Source organism: Arthrobacter sp. TMS2-4 (assembly GCF_054511075.1).
The window spans coordinates 327,110-344,968 of the sequence record NZ_JBTNDI010000001.1; the positions used below are offsets into that span (position 1 = coordinate 327,110).

The window sequence follows — 17,859 nt, forward strand, 5'->3', positions numbered from 1 at the left end:
GCCCGGCGGTCCGCCGGTCAGTCGGCGACGATGTCGCGCCCGTGGAGGATGGCCGCCCAGATGACGAAGATGTCGAGCGCGATGATGACGAGGCTCCGGAGCGGATAGGAGGGCATCCACACGAAGCTCAGGACCATGCTGACGCAGGCCATGATGACGGGGACCGTCCGGCCCCACACGGCACCCCGGAACAGGGCCGCTCCGGCGAACTCAACGACGAGACCGAGGACGAGATGGACCCAGCCCCACGCGGTGATGTCGAACTGGAGCACGTACTCGGGCAGCACGAGGTAGAACGTGTCGTTCACGAGTGCGACGATGCCCTGGAAGGCGTGGAAAGCGCCGATCATGGTCATCAGCGTGCCCGCGAGGACGGTTACGCCGATGGCCCCTTCACGGGGCTGTTGCGGGGGAGTGCGTTCAGCCCTGCGAGAGGGCCTTGAAGGCGCTCAAGGCACGCTCCCGGCTCACCTTGAGGTCCACGATCGGCTCGGAATACCCGGGAGCCGCTCCCTTCCACGGCTCGTGCACGTTGTCCGCGTCGGCCAGTTCGGGCACGAAACGCAGGAGGTATCGACCCTCGCGGTCGAACTTCCTGCTCTGCAGCACCGGATTGAAGATCCGGAAGTAGGGGCTGGCATCCGCCCCTGATCCGGCCACCCACTGCCAGCTCGCCGCGTTGCTCGCGGCATCGGCGTCGACGAGGCAGTCCCAGAACCACTGTTCGCCCACGCGCCAGTCGATCAGGAGGTTCTTGATGAGGAACGACGCCGTCGCCATGCGCACGCGGTTGTGCATCCAGCCGATCTCCCACATCTGGCGCATACCGGCGTCGATCAGGGGATAGCCCGTGCGTCCTCGCTGCCACGCTTCGAGCTCCGCCTGCGAGGAGGGCTCCCACGCGAACGCGTTGAACTCGGGCCGGTAGTTCACGGTGGCGAGCTCGGGATTGAAGTACAGCAGCTGCCAGCTGAACTCGCGCCAGCCGAGCTCCGACCCGAAGACGCGGATGTCCTCCGCCGTCGAACCGTCCTTGTGGTCCTGGGCGGCGTGCCAGACCTCGAAAGGACTGATCTCACCGAAGCGGAGGTGCGGGGAGAGCATGCTGGTGCCCTGGACCGCGGGAAGGTTGCGGTTGTCCTTGTAGCCGTGGGCGGCACCGTCGAGGAAATCGTCCAGGCGGGCATGGGCCCCGGCCTCACCCGGCGTCCAGGTCTCCCGCAGGCCCTGCGCCCAGTCGGGCGCCGTCGGGAGCAGCTCCCAGTCGCCGAGGTCCTCGGACGCCAGCTGGGGGCCCCGGAGGGACTCGGGCGCGGGCAGGGGAGTACGCGGGGTGCGGAAGGTGAGGCAGGCCCTCCAGAAGGGCGTGAACACCTTGTAGGCCTCGCCGGCGCCCGACATCACCTCCCAGGGTTCGTACATGAGGTTGGCCTGGAAGCTGGTGGCCTCGACGCCCTGCTCCGTCAGCGATTCCTTCAGCGCGGCGTCCGCCGTGCGTTCGGCCAGACCGTAGCGACGGTTCCAGAGGACCGTCTCCGCCTTGCACTCCTCGACGAGGCGCGGCACGACGTCCCCCGCCGCACCCCGCCGGAGGACGAGGGGGATCCCGAGCTCGATCAGTGACCCGGCCAGGGCGGAGAGCGAGTGGTGGAGCCACCAGCGGGATGCACCACCGAGGGGTCGGATGCCCTCCGTCCGGTCATCGAGCACGTAGCAGGCGACGACGTCGTCCCCCTGTTCCGCGGCACGGGCGAGGGCCGGGTTGTCGGAGATCCGAAGGTCGTCGCGGAACCACACCAGAGTCACAGCCATGCGCCCAATCTACCGGCGGGGTGTGACAGTCCGGGCCGTGGACGCAGGAGGGGACCGCAGCCCGGCGGGCCGCGGTCCCCTCCTGCATCACCCGGTCGGTGACCGGAGAACCGGTCAGGAACCGGTCAGTAGGTGGTCTCGCTCTTCGACGGCGAGCCGGCGGCCGCGGTGTCGCTCTCCGTGTCGCTGTCGGCGCCCTGGCCGATCGCGGACTGCGAACCCGAGCCGGACTTCAGTGCCGCGAGGCGGGCTTCGATCTCGGTCTGCTCCCCGAGGTCCTCGAGGCTTTCGAACTGGGCGTCCAGGCTCGACGACGCAAGTTCCTGCTGACCGCGGACCTTGGCCTCCTCACGGCGGATCTTCTCCTCGAATCGGCCGACCTCGCTCGTCGGGTCCATGAAGTCGATGCTCTTGACGGCGTCGTGCACCTGCTGCTGGGCCTGCGCGGTGCGCGAGCGGGCGATCAGCTGGTCGCGCTTGACCGTCAGTTCGTTCAGCTTGCCCCGCATCTGGTTGAGGCCGTCCTTGAGCTTCTCGACGATCTCCGTCTGGGAGGCGATGGTCGGCTCGGCGCCCTTCGCCTCGTTCTCCGCGGACATCTGACGCTGGATGGCGACCTTGGCGAGGCTGTCGAACTTCTGGGCGTCGGCGGTGTCGCCGGACGCACGGTACTCATCGGCCTTGCGAGACGCCGCGAGGGCCTTGTTGCCCCAGCTGCGGGCGTTCTCGACGTCCTCGTTGTAGTCATCCTGCATCATCCGCAGGTTGCCGATGGTCTGGGCGACGGCGCTCTCCGCCTCGGCGATGCTGTTGGTGAAGTCCCGGACCATCTGGTCGAGCATCTTCTGCGGATCCTCCGCCTGGTCGAGCAATGCATTGATGTTGGCCCGGGTGAGCTGAGCCATCCTGCCGAATATCGACTGCTTTACCATTGATTTCCCTTTCGATTCTGCGAATGGTCCATGTGTCCTGCTGGGTAGGGGTGTCGGCGGTCAGAAGTCGCCGAAGCCTCCTCCGAAGTCCCCGAAGCCGCCCCCGCCTCCGCCGAAGCCGCCGAAGCCGCCCCCGCCGAAGCTCCCGCCGTCGCCCCCGAAGCCGCCGCCGTCGTGGTGCCCGCCGCCGAAACCTCCGCCGTTGAGCAGGCCGCCCAGCAGGATGCCGCCGAGCAGGGCCCCGCCCATCCCGTCGCCTCCTCGGCCGCCGTACCTACCGCCCATACCCATACCCATACCGCCACCGCCGAAACCGTCGACGTCCTGCTCCGCGAGCTGGGCCGCCTGCTCGGCGAGCATCGTCGCCTGCTGGGCGTGGGACAGCGCAGTCACCGGGTCGGAGCGCTGGAGATCGACGGCGTAGTCGAGATTGCGCTCGGCTTCGGCGAGGCGGGTCCGGGCTTCGCTGCCCACCCCGCCACGACGTGCGCGGATGTAGTCGGCGGTCCCCGAGATGCTCGACTGTGCCGCGATCAGTGCGTGCTGGAGGGCGTCCTGGGCGCGCCGGGTGTTCTCCGCCTGGTCACGGACGCCGCCCAGCGCGGCGTCGAGCTGTGCGTGCGCCGCCTCCAGGCGCTGCAGCAGCGCCAGCGGATTGCTGCGTCCGTTCTGCCGCTCCTGCCGTACCGTGCCCACGGCGGACTGCAGGGCTGCGATCGGGCCGGCGAGGTCCCGGTACTGCCCGGTGCGGTCCATGGCCTGCGCCTGCGCCAGGTCCTGCTCGCTGTCGGGAAGCGCACGCTCGAGCTCGCGCTCGGCGACGGCGAGTTCCTCGGCGCGCTTGTCGATGGCATCCAGCAGGACCGTGCTCTGGTGCACGGACTCCTCGGCGGCACGGACGGCGACGACGGCACGCCCCGTGTCCCCGTCGGCCATCCGTGACTGTGCCTCCGTTGCCGCGCTGCCGACGAAGGCCAGGCGCTCCCGGGCCTGCTCGATGTTGTCGGAGACCTGGGTGGTGGCCGTCTCGAGGTAGCGGCCCTGCAGTGTCCGCAGGGTCTGCTCGGCCGCGGAGAACCGCCGACGGGCCTCGTCGGCTGCTGCCTGCGCGCGGAGCAGGGCGTCGGGCGCGTTCCGCTCGAGTTCGCGCAGGGCGTCGAAGTCCTCCTTGTGTTCCTGCAGTGAGGCGTTGACGTCCTCGCAGCGTCGGATGATCTCGCCGAGCCACTGGCGCTGCTGCTGCTCGGTGTCGGGGATGTGGTCGTCGAGCTGCTGCTGGAGCTTGAAGGACTCACCCATGTGCTGCTTCGCTGTCGCGATGTCCTGGGAGAACATGGCGACGGCCTCGGCCCCGTACTGCGCCTCCGCGAAGCCGAGCTCCTGCTCACTGGACTTGATGGCGTCGTCGGCGGCGATGAGGAGGCTGCCGGCCCGCTTGCGCAGGTCCTCCACGCTCAGGGCCGCGAGGGGGTCCACGATCTCACCCTCCGCGGACGGCACCGGTCCGTAACCGTATTCCTCGCGCTTGCGCTGGGCGCTGCCGGCACTGCGGTTCTTCAGCAGCATGTACCCGCCGGCCCCCGCGACGGCGACGAGCCCGCCGACGAGCACGAGCCCGCCGAGGCCGCTGCCACCCGCGGACGGACCGCCGTCCGTTGACGTCCCCCCGTCCGCGGTCCCGCCGGCGAGGGCCTGGTCGATACCCTCCACGGCTGCGAGGCCGCCGCCCAACCAGTCGTCGGCAGCCAGTTCCGGGATGACGTAGTCCGTGCGGATCTCCTGGACCGACGAGAAGACCCCCGACTGTTCTCCGGCCACGAAGCCCACTTCACGCTGGTCCACCGCGACGGCGAGGACGGCCTCGTCGGCCGACGAGGCGTTCGCGAGCGCCACTTCCTCCGCCCACTGTCCGGCGTTGCTCGGGTTCTCGAACGTGTTGACGTAGGCGACCCGGACGGTGAAGCCCTCCGAGGACTGCAGATCGGCGACGGCGGCTTCGAGCTCGCTCTCCTCCTCCGCGCTGAGGACCCCGGCGTTGTCGAGAACGTAGTCGCCGGACGGGAAGGTGACCGGCTCGTCGGCGAAGGCCGCCGTCCCCGAGACCAGCGGGATCGCCACGACGGCGCCCAGGACAGCAGAGACGCGGATGCGCCTGCTCATCTTTCGCATTTTCGACCCTTCAGCACGTCCTCCGGACCTGCCGGTCCCAGGACTGAGGCCGGTGGATGCCGGAGGCTCCCTGTCTTCCCGATTCTATGGTTGACGTGGGGGAGCGTCCACCACCGACGCCTATGCCCCTAGCGAAAGGCACGGAGTCCACGAATGACCGCCCGCGGCGTCTCCACCGCATCCACAGGGTCGCGGTGGATACTGGAACACGACCCCTCGGTGGGAGGGCCTCAGCGGAGCGTCCCCAGCGACCTCCCAGACTCCGTCCAGCGAACGCAGGCGGAAGGCTCAGGAAGAGTTGCCATGATCTGGTCAACAGCAACGAAAGGACCCCCATGAACGAGCAGCCGGTCAGCTCAGATCGTCCCCTGCCTCCCGAGCCGCAGACCCCGCCGTCCGCGGGCGGGTTCCGCCCCGTCCCCGAGACCCAGCAGGCTCCCCACCCCGCCTACGCGGGTCACCAGCCGTTCTACGGCGAGCAGAACCGGGACTCCGGCCACACCGGGTCGGATGCCGCCGGGCGGAGGGGTGCCGGGGGGCGCACGCGTGTGGGTATGGCGACCTTTGCCGCCGGTATCCTCGCTGCGGGTCTGGTCGGCGGGGGCGTCGCGGCCGTGAGCCTCAACGCCCTGGACGACGGCCAGGGGGTCGGAATCTCCCAGGCGGCACCCGAATCGATCGTGGTGAACAACACCGACGACGTCAACACCATCACCGGTGCGGCTGTCAAGGCCTCGCCCAGTGTGGTCACGCTCGCGGTCAGCGGAGGCAGCTCCGGCGGGTCCGGCTCGGGCATCATCCTCGACGACGACGGGCACATCCTCACCAACACGCACGTCGTGACCCTCGGCGGCCAGGTCTCGGATCCGACGGTGGAGGTCAAGCTGAACGACGGACGGGTCTTCCCCGCGACGGTCGTCGGGACGGATCCGCTGAGCGACCTCGCCGTCGTCAAGATCGACGCACCGGACCTCACCCCCGCGACCCTCGGCAACTCCGACGAACTGAACGTCGGGGACACAGCGATCGCCATCGGCGCTCCGCTCGGCCTCAGCGGCACGGTGACGGACGGTATCGTCTCGACCCTGAACCGGACCATCAGCGTCGCGTCCTCCGCCGTACCGGAGGAACAGCCGGACAGCGCGCAGCCCGACGACGGCGAAGGGTTCAACTTCCTGCCCCCGGGCGGTTCCGGCGGCCAGCAGCCGCAGGCGCAGGGCTCCATCTTCCTCAACGTGATCCAGACCGACGCCGCCATCAACCAGGGCAATTCGGGCGGCGCGCTGGTGGACGCTGACGGCCAGATCATCGGCGTCAACGTCGCCATCGCCTCGGGCGGCTCCGGGGAGTCCACGGGCAACATCGGTGTGGGGTTCTCCATCCCGATCAACTACGCCGACAGGATCGCCCAGGAGATCATTGCCGAGGGAGAGGCCACGCACGGCTTCCTCGGCGTCAGCGTCACCGCGGCGGGCAGCGACGGGGCCCAGAGCACGTCCCGATTCCCGTCCGGGGCGCTCGTGGAACGTGTGGAGCCGGGATCGCCCGCGGAGGACGCCGGACTGCGGGCCGGCGACGTGATCACCAAGGTGGACACCTACACGATCAGCGACGCCCAGTCCCTCACCGCCGCCGTCCGCATCCAGTCCGTGGGACAGCAGGTGCCGCTCGAGGTGGTGCGCGACGGCGCCCCCAGGACTGTGGACGTGACGCTCGCCCAGGCCCCGGCCCAATAAGGGTTCGAACGCAGTCGACGTCCCAGCGGGTCGACGGGACATCATGTCGACGGCACAGCAGGAGGCGGTCCCGGAGCAGGGGCCGCCTCCTGTTCGTTGTCCCCTATGGTTAGCTAGTCGATGGGAAGATCCCCGGACGAGGAAGGTCATCAATGGACGACGCCACAGCAGGCGGACTGCGCATCGCGGTCCTGGTGAAGCATGTTCCCGACGCCCAGTTCGATCGCCACATCAGCGGCGACGACCTGACGACCGTCCGCTCGGAGAGCATCCTCTCGGAACTCGACGAGTACGCGCTCGAAGCGGCCCTCCAGCTCGTCGAGGCCCAGGGGGGAGCGGCGGCCGGGCACCGCATCACAGCGGTCACGATGGGCCCCGCGGCCGCGGTGAACGCCGTGAAGAAGTCCCTCCAGATCGGCGCGGACGACGGCGTCCACCTGACCGACGACGCCCTCACCGGCTCCGATGCCTCCGCCACCTCCCGGGCCCTCGCTGCCCTCGTGCAGCACATCGGGCCCTTCGACCTCGTCCTCACCGGCATGGCCTCCACGGACGGTGAGACCTCCCTCGTCCCGGCGCAGCTGGCCGAACGGCTCGGCCTGCCCCAGGTGACATTCGCGGCGTCACTCGACCTGGCGCCCGGCGACGGTGGCTGGACGCTGGCTGCGCGGCGGGACAGCGACACCTATGCGGAGACCATCGAGGCCCCGCTGCCGGCACTGGTGTCGGTGACCGACCAGATCAACGATCCCCGCTACCCGAACTTCAAGGGCATCATGGCGGCGAAGAAGAAGCAGATCCAGGTCCTGTCCCTGGCGGACATCGGCCTGCAGCCGGACGAGGTCGGGTTCGCCGGATCATGGACGACGGTGGAGGCGGCCGCTCCGAGGCCGCCCCGCAGCCGCGGCATCGTCATCACCGACGAAGGCGACGCCGGCATCAGGCTCGTCGACTTCCTCGCCGGACAAAAACTGCTCTAGCCGGCGCCCGCCCGCTCGTCCGTTCCTTCCAGGAGGGTTCCCTCATGACCTCGGTCCTCGTCTTCCTCGACCACCCCGCAGCGAGTCTCGCCAAGAGCGAGCGCGAACTCCTCTCGCTCGCCGCCTCGCTCGGCGACGTGTCCGTCGCCCTCGCCGACGAGGCCGGGCAGGCCTATCTCGACGGCATCGGTTCCTACGGCGTGCAGCGGTACTACCGGCCGGAGGACACGGCCGTCTCGAAGGTGCTCGTCGCCGGGAAGGCCGCGTTCCTGGCCGAGGCCGTGCGGGCCTCCGACGCCGGGATCGTGCTGCTCGGCAACTCCTACGAGTCCAAGGAGATCGCTGCCCGGCTGGGGATCAAGCTCGACTCCGGAGTCATCACGGATGTCGTGTCGCTGGAGGGGGACCTGACGGCGACGAAGTCGGATTTCGCCGGCTCCTACACCGTGCACTGCCGGGTGACCACCGGCGTCACCATCCTCACCGTCAAGCCGAACAGCTTCGAGGCGGTGGAGGCGGGTCTTCCGTCCTCCCCGGAGGAGGTCCGCGTGGCCGTCGAGCTTCCCGTGGCCGCCGCGCGCATCACGGGTCGGGTGGAGAAGCCGGTCAGCGGCCGGCCCGAGCTCACGGAGGCGCGCGTGATCGTCGCCGGCGGCCGCGGCGTCGACGGCGACTTCGGCCCGCTCGAGGATCTCGCGGACGCGCTCGGCGGGGCGGTCGGCGCCTCGCGGGCCGCCACCGATGCCGGGTGGATCGAGCATTCAGCGCAGATCGGCCAGACCGGCAAGACCGTCTCGCCCCAGCTCTACATCTCCGCGGGCATCTCGGGGGCCATCCAGCAGAAGGCCGGGATGCAGACCTCGAAGGTGATCGTCGCCGTCAACAAGGACGCCGATTCGCCCATCTTCGAGATCGCCGACTTCGGGATCGTCGGCGACCTGACCACGGTGTTGCCGCAGGCCACCGAGGAGATCCGGAAGCGCGGGCTGTAGCGATGTCGACCGCAGCCGATGCCGCGCCGCCGGCGCGCGTCCTCGTCTTCGCCGCCCACCCGGACGATATCGACTTCGGGGCGTCCGCCACGATCGCCGGGTGGACCGCCGCGGGCGCGGAGGTCAGCTACTGCATCCTCACGGACGGTGACGCCGGAGGATTCTCCGACGAGGACCGGCCCGGACTCGCGTCCCTCCGCCGCGAGGAGCAGATCGCAGCGGCAGCCCTGGTGGGCGTCACCGACGTCACCTTTTTGGGCGAGCCCGACGGCTACCTCCAGCCCACCGACGGTGTGATCCGGCAGATCGTCCGGCGGATGCGGGAGGTCCGCCCGGACATCGTCCTGTCCATGCATCCCGAGCGCAGCTGGGACCGGATCCAGAAGAGCCACCCGGACCACCTCGCCTGCGGGGAGGCTGTCACACGTGCCATCTACCCGGCGGTCGAGAATCCCTTTGCCTACCCGGAACTCGAGGCCGCGGGACTGAGGAGCTTCCGTGTGCCCTGGCTGTGGTTCTACGGCGGGCCGGCGCACTTGGAGAACCGGTTCGTCGACGTCACGGGCTCCGAGGACACCAAGATCGCCGCGATCAGCGCCCACCGGAGCCAGCATCCCGACGTCGAGCGCATGCGGTCCCGGGTCCGGGACATCCTCCGGGACAACGCGCGTCGCGGCGGGCTGCCCGAAGGCAGCAGCGCCGAGTCCTTCCACGTGGTGGGCATCAACACCGACGAGACGATCGCGGGCTTCTAGCCGTCCTCGTCCGCACGCACTACGACCCCGGCGAATCCATCACCGGGGTCGGACTGCGTTCAGGAGGTGCTCAGGCCCCGAGCGGGATCTGGGCCACGATGGGTAGTGTCGGCGTCGCCGACCCGCCGTCGGGCTCGACGGTGATCGCGATCGCACTGAATCCGCTGATGTCTTCGAGTTCCGTGACCTTCGTCCCGGCGACATCCTCTCCGGTCATCGTGCCGACCGACACCGGCTCGGTACCGTCCTCAGGGATCCGCCACATCTGGTAGACGTACCCGGGATCCGGTGCGGGGACTCCGCTGAGCGTGACCACGGCCGCGTCCTCCTCGCCGGAGACTGCGAGTGCCGCCGTCCCGCCGGGCGCGAGGGCGAGCTCGGCCGTCCGGACGTCCGAGGCCTGGAGGACCTGCTCCTGCAGCGTGGACTGCTGCAGGTTCTGGGCGATGGTGACGCCACCGACGGCGAGCACGGTGGCAGCAGCGGCCGCCACCACCCAGCGTGCGGCGCGCGAGGACATCGACGCCCTGGCCGTCCGGCGTCGGGCCAGCTCGTCCCCGGCGTCGTGCCCGGTACCGGATACGGCGGGCAGACCGGTTGCGGACGACCCTGCCGGGCCGGAGTGCGCAGGGCCCGTCTCGACGGAGGCCGCGGGCAGTTTGGCGAGGATGCGTTCGAAGAGATCGGCCGGCGGGTCCAGTTCCGTGCTCGCGTACGCTGTCGTCACCGTTTCCCGGCACGTGCGGACGCGCTCGAGGAACGTTGCATGGACCGCCGGATCGGCATCCGCGAGGAACGCGTCGATGATGCGGCGTTCGTCCGCGCTGACGGCGTCGAGCGCGTAGAGTTCGGCCCACTCGAGGACGTGGCCCCGGGCGAGGTCCGTGCCGAGGTCGTCGGCGAATTGTCGGTTCATATCCTTGTCCTGCATCTCAGGTCACCCCCAAGCATGTCTTCAGTCGGAGTAATCCGTCGCGGATCCTCGATTTGATGGTCGGCACTGCGACACCGAGTCTCTCGGCCACCTCGCGGTAGGTGAGTCCGCCGTAGTAGGCGAGCTTCACTGATTCCTGCTGCGTTGCCGTCAGCGTGTCCAGGCACCGTACGACGCTCTCCGCTTCGAGGCGCTGGGTCACGGTGTCGACGACGTCGTCGTGGTCCACCGTCTGGGTGGCGGCTCCGTAGCGCGCCTCGCGGTCCGTGGCGCTCTGTTCCGAGCGGACCTTGTCCACGGCGCGGCGGTGGGCCAGGGTCATGAGCCAGGCCATCGGACTGCCGAGGCCCGGATCGAACCGGTCCGCGGTGTTCCACACCTGGAGGTAGACCTCCTGGGTGGCGTCCTCGCTGAGATCCGGATCGATGAGCACCCGGCGTGCCAGCCCGTAGACGCGTTTCGAGGTCTGTTCGTAGAACAGCGAGAAGGCGGTGCGATCTTGCCGGGCGATCCTGAGGAGCAGATCGGTCAGGGTAGGACCGGCGCCAGGATCAGCGGCGACCTCGTCGGATGCGGGAGCTACTGGGCCGACCCGGCTTACTCGTGGCGTTTCCATAGGGCTCCAGCATAAAGCGCTGCCGGCGCCGTGCCGAACGGAGCCGATCCCCGCGCGGCGCGGTGCCCGGATACGCCCCTGTAGATCAAGCACCATACTGCGCCCCCGCCGATGTCGAATTCTCCGCTGTCACGTGGTATTCGATGCTGGCGGGTCGGCGGATGGCCCCGGGCGCCGCGCCTATTCCGCAGGCCGGTACTCGGCGACCGCGATCAGGGAGTCGGCGTTGAGGACGAAACCGTGCCCGATCCTTTCCGCGAAGGCCGACCGCACGCGCTCAAGTGCCTCGGGCTCCTCGGGCAGCAGACCGCGGTATCCGCTGCCGAGCGCCAGCGACCACGCGCTGTCGGGGTCGAGCGGGACCGTCAGGGCGAAACGCTCGACCCGCACGTTCGTCAGCCCCCGTGCGTGCAGCCAGTCCGCCAGGCGGTCGGCGGAGGCGAGTTTCCGGCAGTTCTCGACGAAGGCCGTGCCCGCACCGTCGGCGCCTTCCTGACGCGTGGCGTCCGGGTCGGTGGGGGCCCGTTCCGTGGACACACGGCTCTCCTCGCGCAGGACCCCGAGGAGGAGGTCCCCGAACGGTTCCAGCGCGCCGTCGTCCCAGGTGCTCAGGGCCACCCTCCCTCCGGGCCGCAGAAGGCGGACGATCTGGTCCATATCGGCGTCCAGATGATCGAGGAGGAGGACGCCGTAGCAGCTCACGACGGCGTCGTAGGGCGCCTGGGGTGTCCACCGGGCCGGATACACGCGCTGGAAGAAGACACCGTCCAGGCCCAGGGCCTCCGCCTTCGCCTCGGCGAGGTCCAGCATGGCCGGGGAACGGTCGACGGCGTCGACCCGCCCGTCCGGTCCGGTGAGCTGCGCGGCCGGAATGGTCCCTGTGCCGGTTCCCGCGAACACGTCGAGCACCCGTTCCCCGACGAGGAGGTCGGCGGCCGCGACGACCGCGTTGCCCACGGGGTTCCACACGGCCGGAGCGAGGCGGTCGTAGTCCTCGGCCCCGCCGTCGGGCAGTGTTGCGGCATGACGAGCGGACATGGGGGCTCCTAGGCGTGGATCATCGTTGGGCTCCGGCGAAGCCCTGTTGACGCCAGGCTTCGTAGAGCACGATGGATGCGGTGTTGGCGAGGTTGAGCGATCGGCGTGCAGGCAGCATGGGCACCCGGACCCGGGACGTGACGCGGGGGTCCTGCTTCACGGCGGGCGGCAGTCCGTCCGATTCCCGCCCGAACAGCAGCACGTCGCCGGGCCGGTAGGCGATGTCCGTGTAGGACACATCGCCCTCGGAGGTGAAGGCGAACACCCGGTCCGGCTGCAGGGCGGCCCACGCGTCCTCGAGGCTCCGGTGCACGTGCAGCACGGTGAGGTCGTGGTAGTCCAGTCCCGCCCGCTTCAGCTTCGAATCCTCGAGGCTGAACCCGAGCGGTTCGACGAGGTGCAGCTCGGCGCCGGCCACGGCCGCGAGTCGGATGGCGGCCCCGGTGTTGCCGGGGATCTCTGGTGTGTGGAAGAGGATGCGGAACACGCTCTCATCCTAGCTTCCGGCCGCTGCCAGCAGGCGCGCGAGCACGGGGAGCTGCAACACGTTCGGGGTGGGCCCCGAGGACAGGAAGGAACGGATGGTGCGGACGGCCGTGCCGGCATTCACGACCTGGACGCGGGTCGTCGACGCACGGTCGAAGCCCGGCGGGACGTCGATCACCGGCGAGAAGGGGTTGTCCGGCGCCCCGTGGATCACCACCCAGCCGGCCACGTTGCACTCCGGGAAGAGGTCCTGCACCGCGCGCACCGTCCGCGGCACCTGGAACTCCACCGGCCGCCCCTGATGGAGGAGGGACTGCCCGTCCCAGGAGAAGTTGCCGGGGGAGGCGGTGAAGGAGTCGATCACCGCGATCCGGTAGCCGGCCAGCAGTACGTGGCCCGCCGTCGTCCCGTCCCGGTCGTCGAACCGGACACCGTTGACCAGTCGCGCCGCCGGGTAGGTCGCCAGGAGCGACCGCTCGAGCAGCGCGGCGGTGCGGAGCTCGCCGTCGATCCTCGCGCGGACTCCGGACGAGAGCCGCGCGAACATGCCCGGTTGCCGCGGGGAGCCGTGGAGCTGCCGGCCGGCGAGGATCAGGGGGACGGCGGGCGGGGACGAAGGCGTGAACGGCGGCAGGTAGTCCGGCGCCGACCGGGCGGCCTCGTCGTCCTCGACGCTGGTGCGGGTCGCGCTGCGGGGCGACGGTGTCCCGTCACGTCCGGCCGTCGCGGTGGTCGGGGTCCGGCCCGTGCCGGGCCCACCGGTGGCCCCCGTCGCCGAGGCCCGCCCACGGCCGGTGTCGGCGTCGTAGCGCTCACGGCGCCGCGGGTCGCTCAGCGTCTCGTACGCGACGGCGATGTCGTGGAACCGTTCCGCACTGCCGCCGAGGTCCGGATGCGCCAGGCGGGCCGCACGGCGGTAGGCGCCCTTGATGTCCCTGGCGTCGGCGTCGGGGGGCACCCCGAGGATGTCGTAGTACGACTGCCGTGCTGCCTCTGCCATCGATGGGCCCTTTCTGGTGTCCGGCGTCCCGGGGACCAGGAGCCACTCCCGGAGCCGCGACCCGGGCGGCCGTCCTGCGCTTGCACCTGACACTAGGGGCACGGACGGGCCCGGACAAAAGCGGTCGTCCGGACGGCCATTCGCCCGGCGGCCCCTGCGGGACCGCCCGCGGGTGCAGGCCCTGATACAACGCCGCGGCGGCCGGAGAAGTTCGCCGACCCGCTCCGGCGGTCCCGTCGCGGTCGCGGCTCAGCCCGCGCGTCGGTACAGCGTGTACAGGGCGGAGTCCTCCGTCAGCAGGGAGCAGAGCTCCAGACCCAGGGCGTCGTCCGGGCCGTTCCCCGCCGCGATCCTCGGTCCGTCACCGCCGACCAGCAGCGGACTGATCGACAGGCACAGCTCGTCCACGGCCCCGGACCGGGTGAAGTCGCCCAGCACGGCCGGTCCGCCCTCGCAGAGGACCCTCGGCAGTCCGCGCCGGCCGAGCTCGGCGAGCACGGCGTGCGCCTCCACCGTGTCGACGCCGCAGTCGACGACGTCCGCGACCCGCCCGAGGGCGGCGCGTCGGTCCGCCGGCGCCGCGGCGCTCGTGAGGACGAGCGGGCGGACGGGCGCCTTCCGGAAGAAGTCGGTGGCCGGGTCGAGGCCGAGGCTGCCGGAGATCACCGCGACGGCGGGGTGCGCGGCGAGGCCGTGGGCGGTGCGCCACGAACGGGCGGCGCCGTCGACCAGGTCGCCGCCGTACCCTTCCGCGCGGATCGTGCCGGCTCCCACGAGCACCACGTCGGCGAGGCGCCGCAGGACCGCGAAGATCCGCTTGTCGCCGTCGTTCCCCAGGCCCGCGGAATACCCGCCGCTCGTGGCGGCGCCGTCCGCGGCTGCCACGAAGTTGAACCGGACGTAGGGCCGGTCGGCGGCGGGGTATGCGTAGATGCGGTGCAGCGCGTCGTCGTCGACCGCTGCACCCGTGGGCGGGATGAGCGAGGTGATCATCGGATCACCGGCGCGTTGGACTCGCCCATGTTGTGTCGGAGATAGGCGGGCTGCCGCCACCCGAGGACGGCCCCGGTGAGGTCGAGCGCGGCCCGCGACGCGGCCACGTTGTGCATGCGGACCACGCGGGCGCCGCCGAGGACGCAGATCACCGCCGCGGCGAGCGAGCCCTCCACGCGTTCGCCCTTCGGACGGTCCAGCGTCTCGCCTATGAAGTCCTTGTTGGACACCGCGGCGAGGGTGGGGAAGCCGAGCCCGGCGATCTCGGGGAACCGGCGCGTGATCTCGAGCGAGTGCAGCGTGTTCTTGTTGAGGTCGTGCCCGGGGTCGAGGAGGATGCGGTCCTCCGGGATGCCCAGCCGCACGGCGTCGTCGACCTTCCGGAGGAGGAAGTCGGCGACCTCGCCGACCACGTCGTCGTAGGTGGGCCGCGGGTACACGGTCCGCGGCGCGGCGAGGCTGTGGGTGATGACCAGGTGGGCGCCGGCGTCGGCGACCACCGCCGCCATGTCGGGGTCGCGCAGCCCCGTGGTGTCGTTGACCACGGTGGCCCCGGCGGCGAGCGCCGCGTGGGCGACCTCCGGCAGGAACGTGTCCGCGGAGATGATGACGTCGGATGCCGCGCGCACGGCGCTGATCACGGGGACGATGCGGTCGATCTCCTCCGACGCCGGGATGGCGTCCCCCGGTGAGAAGGGCGCTCCGCCGATGTCCACCCAGTCCGCGCCGTCGGCGACCGCCCGCAGGGATGCGTCCACAGCGGCCTGGAGCGCGAACGTCGCGCCGTCGTCGTAGAACGAGTCCGGCGTCCGGTTGATCACGGCCATGAGCGCCACCTGGCGGTCGAAGTCCAGGGTGCGTGCACCGAAGGTATGCACCGCGTGCCGGAGATCAGGGAGGTAGGGACCGGAGGGGGAAGGAGCCGCTGCTTGACTGTCCACCCTGTCTTTCTACCACTGCCGGCTGGGGGCCCCGCCCGTGCGGCGGGACGTGACGGGCACCACCGGAGTCGGCGTCCCGGCGCGGCGCCGGTAGAATCGGATCATGCCCGTGTATGTCGATCACGCGGCGACCACGCCGATCTCGGCGCCGGCGCTCGCCGCCCTCACCCGCGAACTCACCCGGAGCGGTAACCCATCCTCCCTCCACGGTTCCGGTCGGCGTGCCCGGCGGTCGGTCGAGGAGGCCCGGGAGACGATCGCGGCGGCCGCCGGTGCCCACGCCTCGGAGGTCGTCTTCACCTCCGGCGGGACCGAGGCGGACAATCTCGCCATCAAGGGACTCTTCTGGGCGCGTCGCGCGGAGGACTCGTCCCGCACGCGGATCCTCTGCAGTGCCGTGGAACACCACGCCGTGCAGGACACCGTCGAATGGCTCGAACGGCACGAGGGCGCCGACGTGGTGTGGCTGCCCGTCGATGCCACCGGACTCGTGTCCCTCCCCGCGCTGCGGACGGCGCTCGCCGAGGCACCGGAGCGCACCGCGCTGGTGACGGTCATGTGGGCCAACAACGAGGTCGGGACCGTGCAGCCCGTCCCGGCGATCACCGCGGAGGCCGCCCGGTACGGGGTCCCCGTCCACAGCGACGCCGTGCAGGCCTTCGGCTCCCTCCCGCTGTCCTTCGCCGACTCGGGACTCGCGACCATGGCGGTGAGCGCCCACAAGATCGGCGGTCCGGTGGGGGTCGGCGCGCTGTTCGTGGGGCGCGCGGTGACGCTCACGCCCGTGCAGCACGGTGGCGGCCAGGAGCGGGACATCCGCTCGGGCACGCTCGACGGCGCGGGCATCGCCGCGTTCGCCGCCGCGGCGGACGACGTCGTCACCCACCTCGGCGACGAGGCGCCGCGCCTGGCCGCACTGCGCGACCGCCTCATCGAGGGCGTCCTCCACCAGGTCCCGGCGGCGGTGGTGCGCGGCGTTCCGCACCCCGCCCCCGAGGGCACGCGGCTCCCGGGCAACGCGCACTTCACCTTCCCCGGGTGCGAGGGCGACTCCCTCCTGTTCCTCCTCGATCTCGCGGGCATCGAGTCCTCCACGGGGTCCGCCTGCACCGCGGGTGTCCCCAGGCCGTCGCACGTGCTGCTCGCCATGGGCCTGACGGAGGACGAGGCCCGGGGCGCCCAGCGCTTCAGCCTGGGGCATACATCCACCCCCGGTGACGTTGACGCGGTGGTGGGTGCCATCGGCGAGGCGTACGCCCGCGCCCGCAGGGCCGGCATGGCCGGGCACGCATCGACCATCCAGACGGCAGGAACAGGATTCTCATGAGGGTATTGGCAGCGATGAGCGGCGGCGTCGACTCCGCGGTAGCGGCGGCGCGGGCCGTGGAGGCGGGGCACGACGTCGTCGGCGTCCACCTCGCACTCTCCCGCATGCCCGGGACGCTCAGGACGGGCAGCCGCGGCTGCTGCACCATCGAGGACTCGCGGGACGCCTGGCGTGCCTGCGACATCCTCGGCATCCCGTACTACGTCTGGGACTTCTCGGAGCGGTTCAAGGAGGACGTCGTCGACGACTTCATCGCGGAGTACGCCGCCGGCCGCACCCCGAACCCCTGCATGCGCTGCAACGAGCGGATCAAGTTCGCGGCGCTGCTCGAGAAGGCGCTCGCGCTCGGGTTCGACGCCGTCTGCACCGGCCACTACGCGAAGGTCGTCGAGGACGCCGACGGCAACCCCGAGCTGCACCGGGCCGCCGACTGGGCCAAGGACCAGTCCTACGTGCTCGGCGTGCTCACGCACGAGCAGCTCCGGCACTCGATGTTCCCGCTGGCCGAGACGCCCTCGAAGGCCGAGGTCCGTGCCGAGGCCGAACGCCGCGGCCTGTCCGTCGCGAACAAGCCCGACAGCCATGACATCTGCTTCATCCCCGACGGTGACACCCGCGGCTGGCTCGAGGAGCGCATCGACATGACCGAGGGGGACATCCTCGACGTCGACGGCGGGAAGATCGGCAGCCACCCGGGCGCGAACGCGTTCACGGTCGGTCAGCGGCGCGGCCTCAAGCTCGGTACCCCGGCCGCCGACGGCAAGCCCCGCTTCGTGCTCGAGATCCGGCCCAAGCAGAACGAGGTCGTCGTCGGGCCCGAGCACCTGCTCGCCATCGACGAGATCCGGGGCATCAAGGTGTCCTGGGCCGGCGTGCCCATCGACGACGTGCTGACCGGCGACGAGTTCGAGTGCACGGCCCAGGTCCGGGCGCACGGCGATCCCGTGGCGGCCCGCGCGAGGGTCGAGGCGGACGGCGGCGCCCAGCAGCTCCTCGTGCGGCTGGTCGAGGCGATGCGCGGCGTGGCGCCCGGGCAGACGGTGGTGCTGTACCAGGGCACGCGGGTGCTCGGCCAGGCGACCATCGACTCGGCACGCTCCGCACTCCGCCCCGCAGCGGCGCAGGTCTAGTCGCAGTTCACGGAGCCC

General features: G+C 70.8%; 17 protein-coding genes. 6 read left to right on the forward strand and 11 right to left on the reverse strand.

The window, feature by feature from the left end; genetic code table 11:
* Nucleotides 1–17 precede the first annotated feature (17 nt).
* The 4 genes from ACX80F_RS01555 to ACX80F_RS01570 form a co-directional block, all read right to left on the reverse strand.
* Nucleotides 18–386 (reverse strand): DUF7144 family membrane protein, encoded by a 369-nt coding sequence (locus tag ACX80F_RS01555; protein WP_459334943.1) that lies wholly within the window; start codon nucleotides 384–386, stop codon nucleotides 18–20.
* Nucleotides 387–420: 34 nt separating this feature from the next.
* Complete coding sequence (locus ACX80F_RS01560) at nucleotides 421–1,812, reverse strand: cryptochrome/photolyase family protein (RefSeq protein WP_459334620.1); 1,392 nt, start codon at nucleotides 1,810–1,812, stop codon at nucleotides 421–423.
* Between the two features lie 125 nt (nucleotides 1,813–1,937).
* On the reverse strand, nucleotides 1,938–2,744 hold the full coding sequence (locus tag ACX80F_RS01565) for a PspA/IM30 family protein (protein WP_459334621.1): 807 nt from the start codon (nucleotides 2,742–2,744) through the stop codon (nucleotides 1,938–1,940).
* Between the two features lie 60 nt (nucleotides 2,745–2,804).
* Nucleotides 2,805–4,904 (reverse strand): TPM domain-containing protein, encoded by a 2,100-nt coding sequence (locus ACX80F_RS01570; RefSeq protein WP_459334622.1) that lies wholly within the window; start codon nucleotides 4,902–4,904, stop codon nucleotides 2,805–2,807.
* 344 nt (nucleotides 4,905–5,248) lie between these two features.
* Here ACX80F_RS01570 and ACX80F_RS01575 point away from each other — a divergent pair, with 344 nt between their 5' ends.
* From ACX80F_RS01575 to ACX80F_RS01590, 4 genes are all read left to right on the forward strand, one after another.
* Nucleotides 5,249–6,649, forward strand: coding sequence for a S1C family serine protease (locus ACX80F_RS01575; protein ID WP_459334623.1), 1,401 nt, complete (start codon nucleotides 5,249–5,251; stop codon nucleotides 6,647–6,649).
* Between the two features lie 152 nt (nucleotides 6,650–6,801).
* Nucleotides 6,802–7,629, forward strand: coding sequence for an electron transfer flavoprotein subunit beta/FixA family protein (locus ACX80F_RS01580; protein ID WP_459334624.1), 828 nt, complete (start codon nucleotides 6,802–6,804; stop codon nucleotides 7,627–7,629).
* Nucleotides 7,630–7,673: 44 nt separating this feature from the next.
* Nucleotides 7,674–8,621, forward strand: a complete 948-nt coding sequence (locus ACX80F_RS01585; RefSeq protein WP_459334625.1) for an electron transfer flavoprotein subunit alpha/FixB family protein — start codon at nucleotides 7,674–7,676, stop codon at nucleotides 8,619–8,621.
* Nucleotides 8,622–8,623: 2 nt separating this feature from the next.
* Nucleotides 8,624–9,376: a PIG-L deacetylase family protein gene (locus ACX80F_RS01590; RefSeq protein ID WP_459334626.1), complete on the forward strand. Its 753-nt coding sequence runs from the start codon at nucleotides 8,624–8,626 to the stop codon at nucleotides 9,374–9,376.
* Between the two features lie 70 nt (nucleotides 9,377–9,446).
* Here ACX80F_RS01590 and ACX80F_RS01595 read toward each other — a convergent pair whose 3' ends face one another.
* From ACX80F_RS01595 to folP, 7 genes are all read right to left on the reverse strand, one after another.
* Nucleotides 9,447–10,292 (reverse strand): anti-sigma factor, encoded by an 846-nt coding sequence (locus tag ACX80F_RS01595; RefSeq protein ID WP_459334627.1) that lies wholly within the window; start codon nucleotides 10,290–10,292, stop codon nucleotides 9,447–9,449.
* A 16-nt stretch (nucleotides 10,293–10,308) separates the two neighbouring features.
* Entirely contained in the window at nucleotides 10,309–10,926 is a 618-nt protein-coding gene (sigK, locus tag ACX80F_RS01600) for an ECF RNA polymerase sigma factor SigK (protein WP_459334628.1), read from the reverse strand.
* Nucleotides 10,927–11,106: 180 nt separating this feature from the next.
* The gene (locus tag ACX80F_RS01605; protein ID WP_459334629.1) at nucleotides 11,107–11,964 is read right to left on the reverse strand and encodes a class I SAM-dependent methyltransferase; all 858 of its coding nucleotides are present in this window, start codon (nucleotides 11,962–11,964) and stop codon (nucleotides 11,107–11,109) included.
* Nucleotides 11,965–11,983: 19 nt separating this feature from the next.
* The gene (locus ACX80F_RS01610) at nucleotides 11,984–12,451 is read right to left on the reverse strand and encodes a tRNA (cytidine(34)-2'-O)-methyltransferase (RefSeq protein WP_459334630.1); all 468 of its coding nucleotides are present in this window, start codon (nucleotides 12,449–12,451) and stop codon (nucleotides 11,984–11,986) included.
* A gap of 9 nt (nucleotides 12,452–12,460) precedes the next feature.
* Complete coding sequence (locus ACX80F_RS01615; protein ID WP_459334631.1) at nucleotides 12,461–13,450, reverse strand: J domain-containing protein; 990 nt, start codon at nucleotides 13,448–13,450, stop codon at nucleotides 12,461–12,463.
* Nucleotides 13,451–13,699: 249 nt separating this feature from the next.
* Nucleotides 13,700–14,443: a pyrimidine reductase family protein gene (locus tag ACX80F_RS01620; protein WP_459334632.1), complete on the reverse strand. Its 744-nt coding sequence runs from the start codon at nucleotides 14,441–14,443 to the stop codon at nucleotides 13,700–13,702.
* Nucleotides 14,440–15,384, reverse strand: coding sequence for a dihydropteroate synthase (gene folP, locus ACX80F_RS01625; protein WP_459334633.1), 945 nt, complete (start codon nucleotides 15,382–15,384; stop codon nucleotides 14,440–14,442). The genes ACX80F_RS01620 and folP overlap by 4 nt, the downstream gene beginning before the upstream one ends.
* A 103-nt stretch (nucleotides 15,385–15,487) precedes the next feature.
* Between folP and ACX80F_RS01630 the strand changes: the two genes are divergently transcribed.
* Both ACX80F_RS01630 and mnmA read left to right on the forward strand, forming a co-directional pair.
* On the forward strand, nucleotides 15,488–16,711 hold the full coding sequence (locus tag ACX80F_RS01630; protein WP_459334634.1) for a cysteine desulfurase family protein: 1,224 nt from the start codon (nucleotides 15,488–15,490) through the stop codon (nucleotides 16,709–16,711).
* On the forward strand, nucleotides 16,708–17,841 hold the full coding sequence (gene mnmA, locus ACX80F_RS01635; protein ID WP_459334635.1) for a tRNA 2-thiouridine(34) synthase MnmA: 1,134 nt from the start codon (nucleotides 16,708–16,710) through the stop codon (nucleotides 17,839–17,841). The genes ACX80F_RS01630 and mnmA overlap by 4 nt, the downstream gene beginning before the upstream one ends.
* The last annotated feature ends 18 nt before the right edge of the window (nucleotides 17,842–17,859 follow it).

What these genes read in the sequence shown, in the direction of transcription:
- ACX80F_RS01560 (WP_459334620.1), bottom strand. Translation starts at nt 1,812, where the DNA reads ATGGCTGTGACTCTGGTGTGGTTCCGCGACGACCTTCGGATCTCCGAC.
- ACX80F_RS01565 (WP_459334621.1), bottom strand. Translation starts at nt 2,744, where the DNA reads ATGGTAAAGCAGTCGATATTCGGCAGGATGGCTCAGCTCACCCGGGCC.
- ACX80F_RS01570 (WP_459334622.1), bottom strand. Translation starts at nt 4,904, where the DNA reads ATGAGCAGGCGCATCCGCGTCTCTGCTGTCCTGGGCGCCGTCGTGGCG.
- ACX80F_RS01575 (WP_459334623.1), top strand. Translation starts at nt 5,249, where the DNA reads ATGAACGAGCAGCCGGTCAGCTCAGATCGTCCCCTGCCTCCCGAGCCG.
- ACX80F_RS01580 (WP_459334624.1), top strand. Translation starts at nt 6,802, where the DNA reads ATGGACGACGCCACAGCAGGCGGACTGCGCATCGCGGTCCTGGTGAAG.
- ACX80F_RS01585 (WP_459334625.1), top strand. Translation starts at nt 7,674, where the DNA reads ATGACCTCGGTCCTCGTCTTCCTCGACCACCCCGCAGCGAGTCTCGCC.
- ACX80F_RS01590 (WP_459334626.1), top strand. Translation starts at nt 8,624, where the DNA reads ATGTCGACCGCAGCCGATGCCGCGCCGCCGGCGCGCGTCCTCGTCTTC.
- ACX80F_RS01595 (WP_459334627.1), bottom strand. Translation starts at nt 10,292, where the DNA reads ATGAACCGACAATTCGCCGACGACCTCGGCACGGACCTCGCCCGGGGC.
- sigK (WP_459334628.1), bottom strand. Translation starts at nt 10,926, where the DNA reads ATGGAAACGCCACGAGTAAGCCGGGTCGGCCCAGTAGCTCCCGCATCC.
- ACX80F_RS01605 (WP_459334629.1), bottom strand. Translation starts at nt 11,964, where the DNA reads ATGTCCGCTCGTCATGCCGCAACACTGCCCGACGGCGGGGCCGAGGAC.
- ACX80F_RS01615 (WP_459334631.1), bottom strand. Translation starts at nt 13,450, where the DNA reads ATGGCAGAGGCAGCACGGCAGTCGTACTACGACATCCTCGGGGTGCCC.
- ACX80F_RS01620 (WP_459334632.1), bottom strand. Translation starts at nt 14,443, where the DNA reads ATGATCACCTCGCTCATCCCGCCCACGGGTGCAGCGGTCGACGACGAC.
- ACX80F_RS01630 (WP_459334634.1), top strand. Translation starts at nt 15,488, where the DNA reads ATGCCCGTGTATGTCGATCACGCGGCGACCACGCCGATCTCGGCGCCG.
- mnmA (WP_459334635.1), top strand. Translation starts at nt 16,708, where the DNA reads ATGAGGGTATTGGCAGCGATGAGCGGCGGCGTCGACTCCGCGGTAGCG.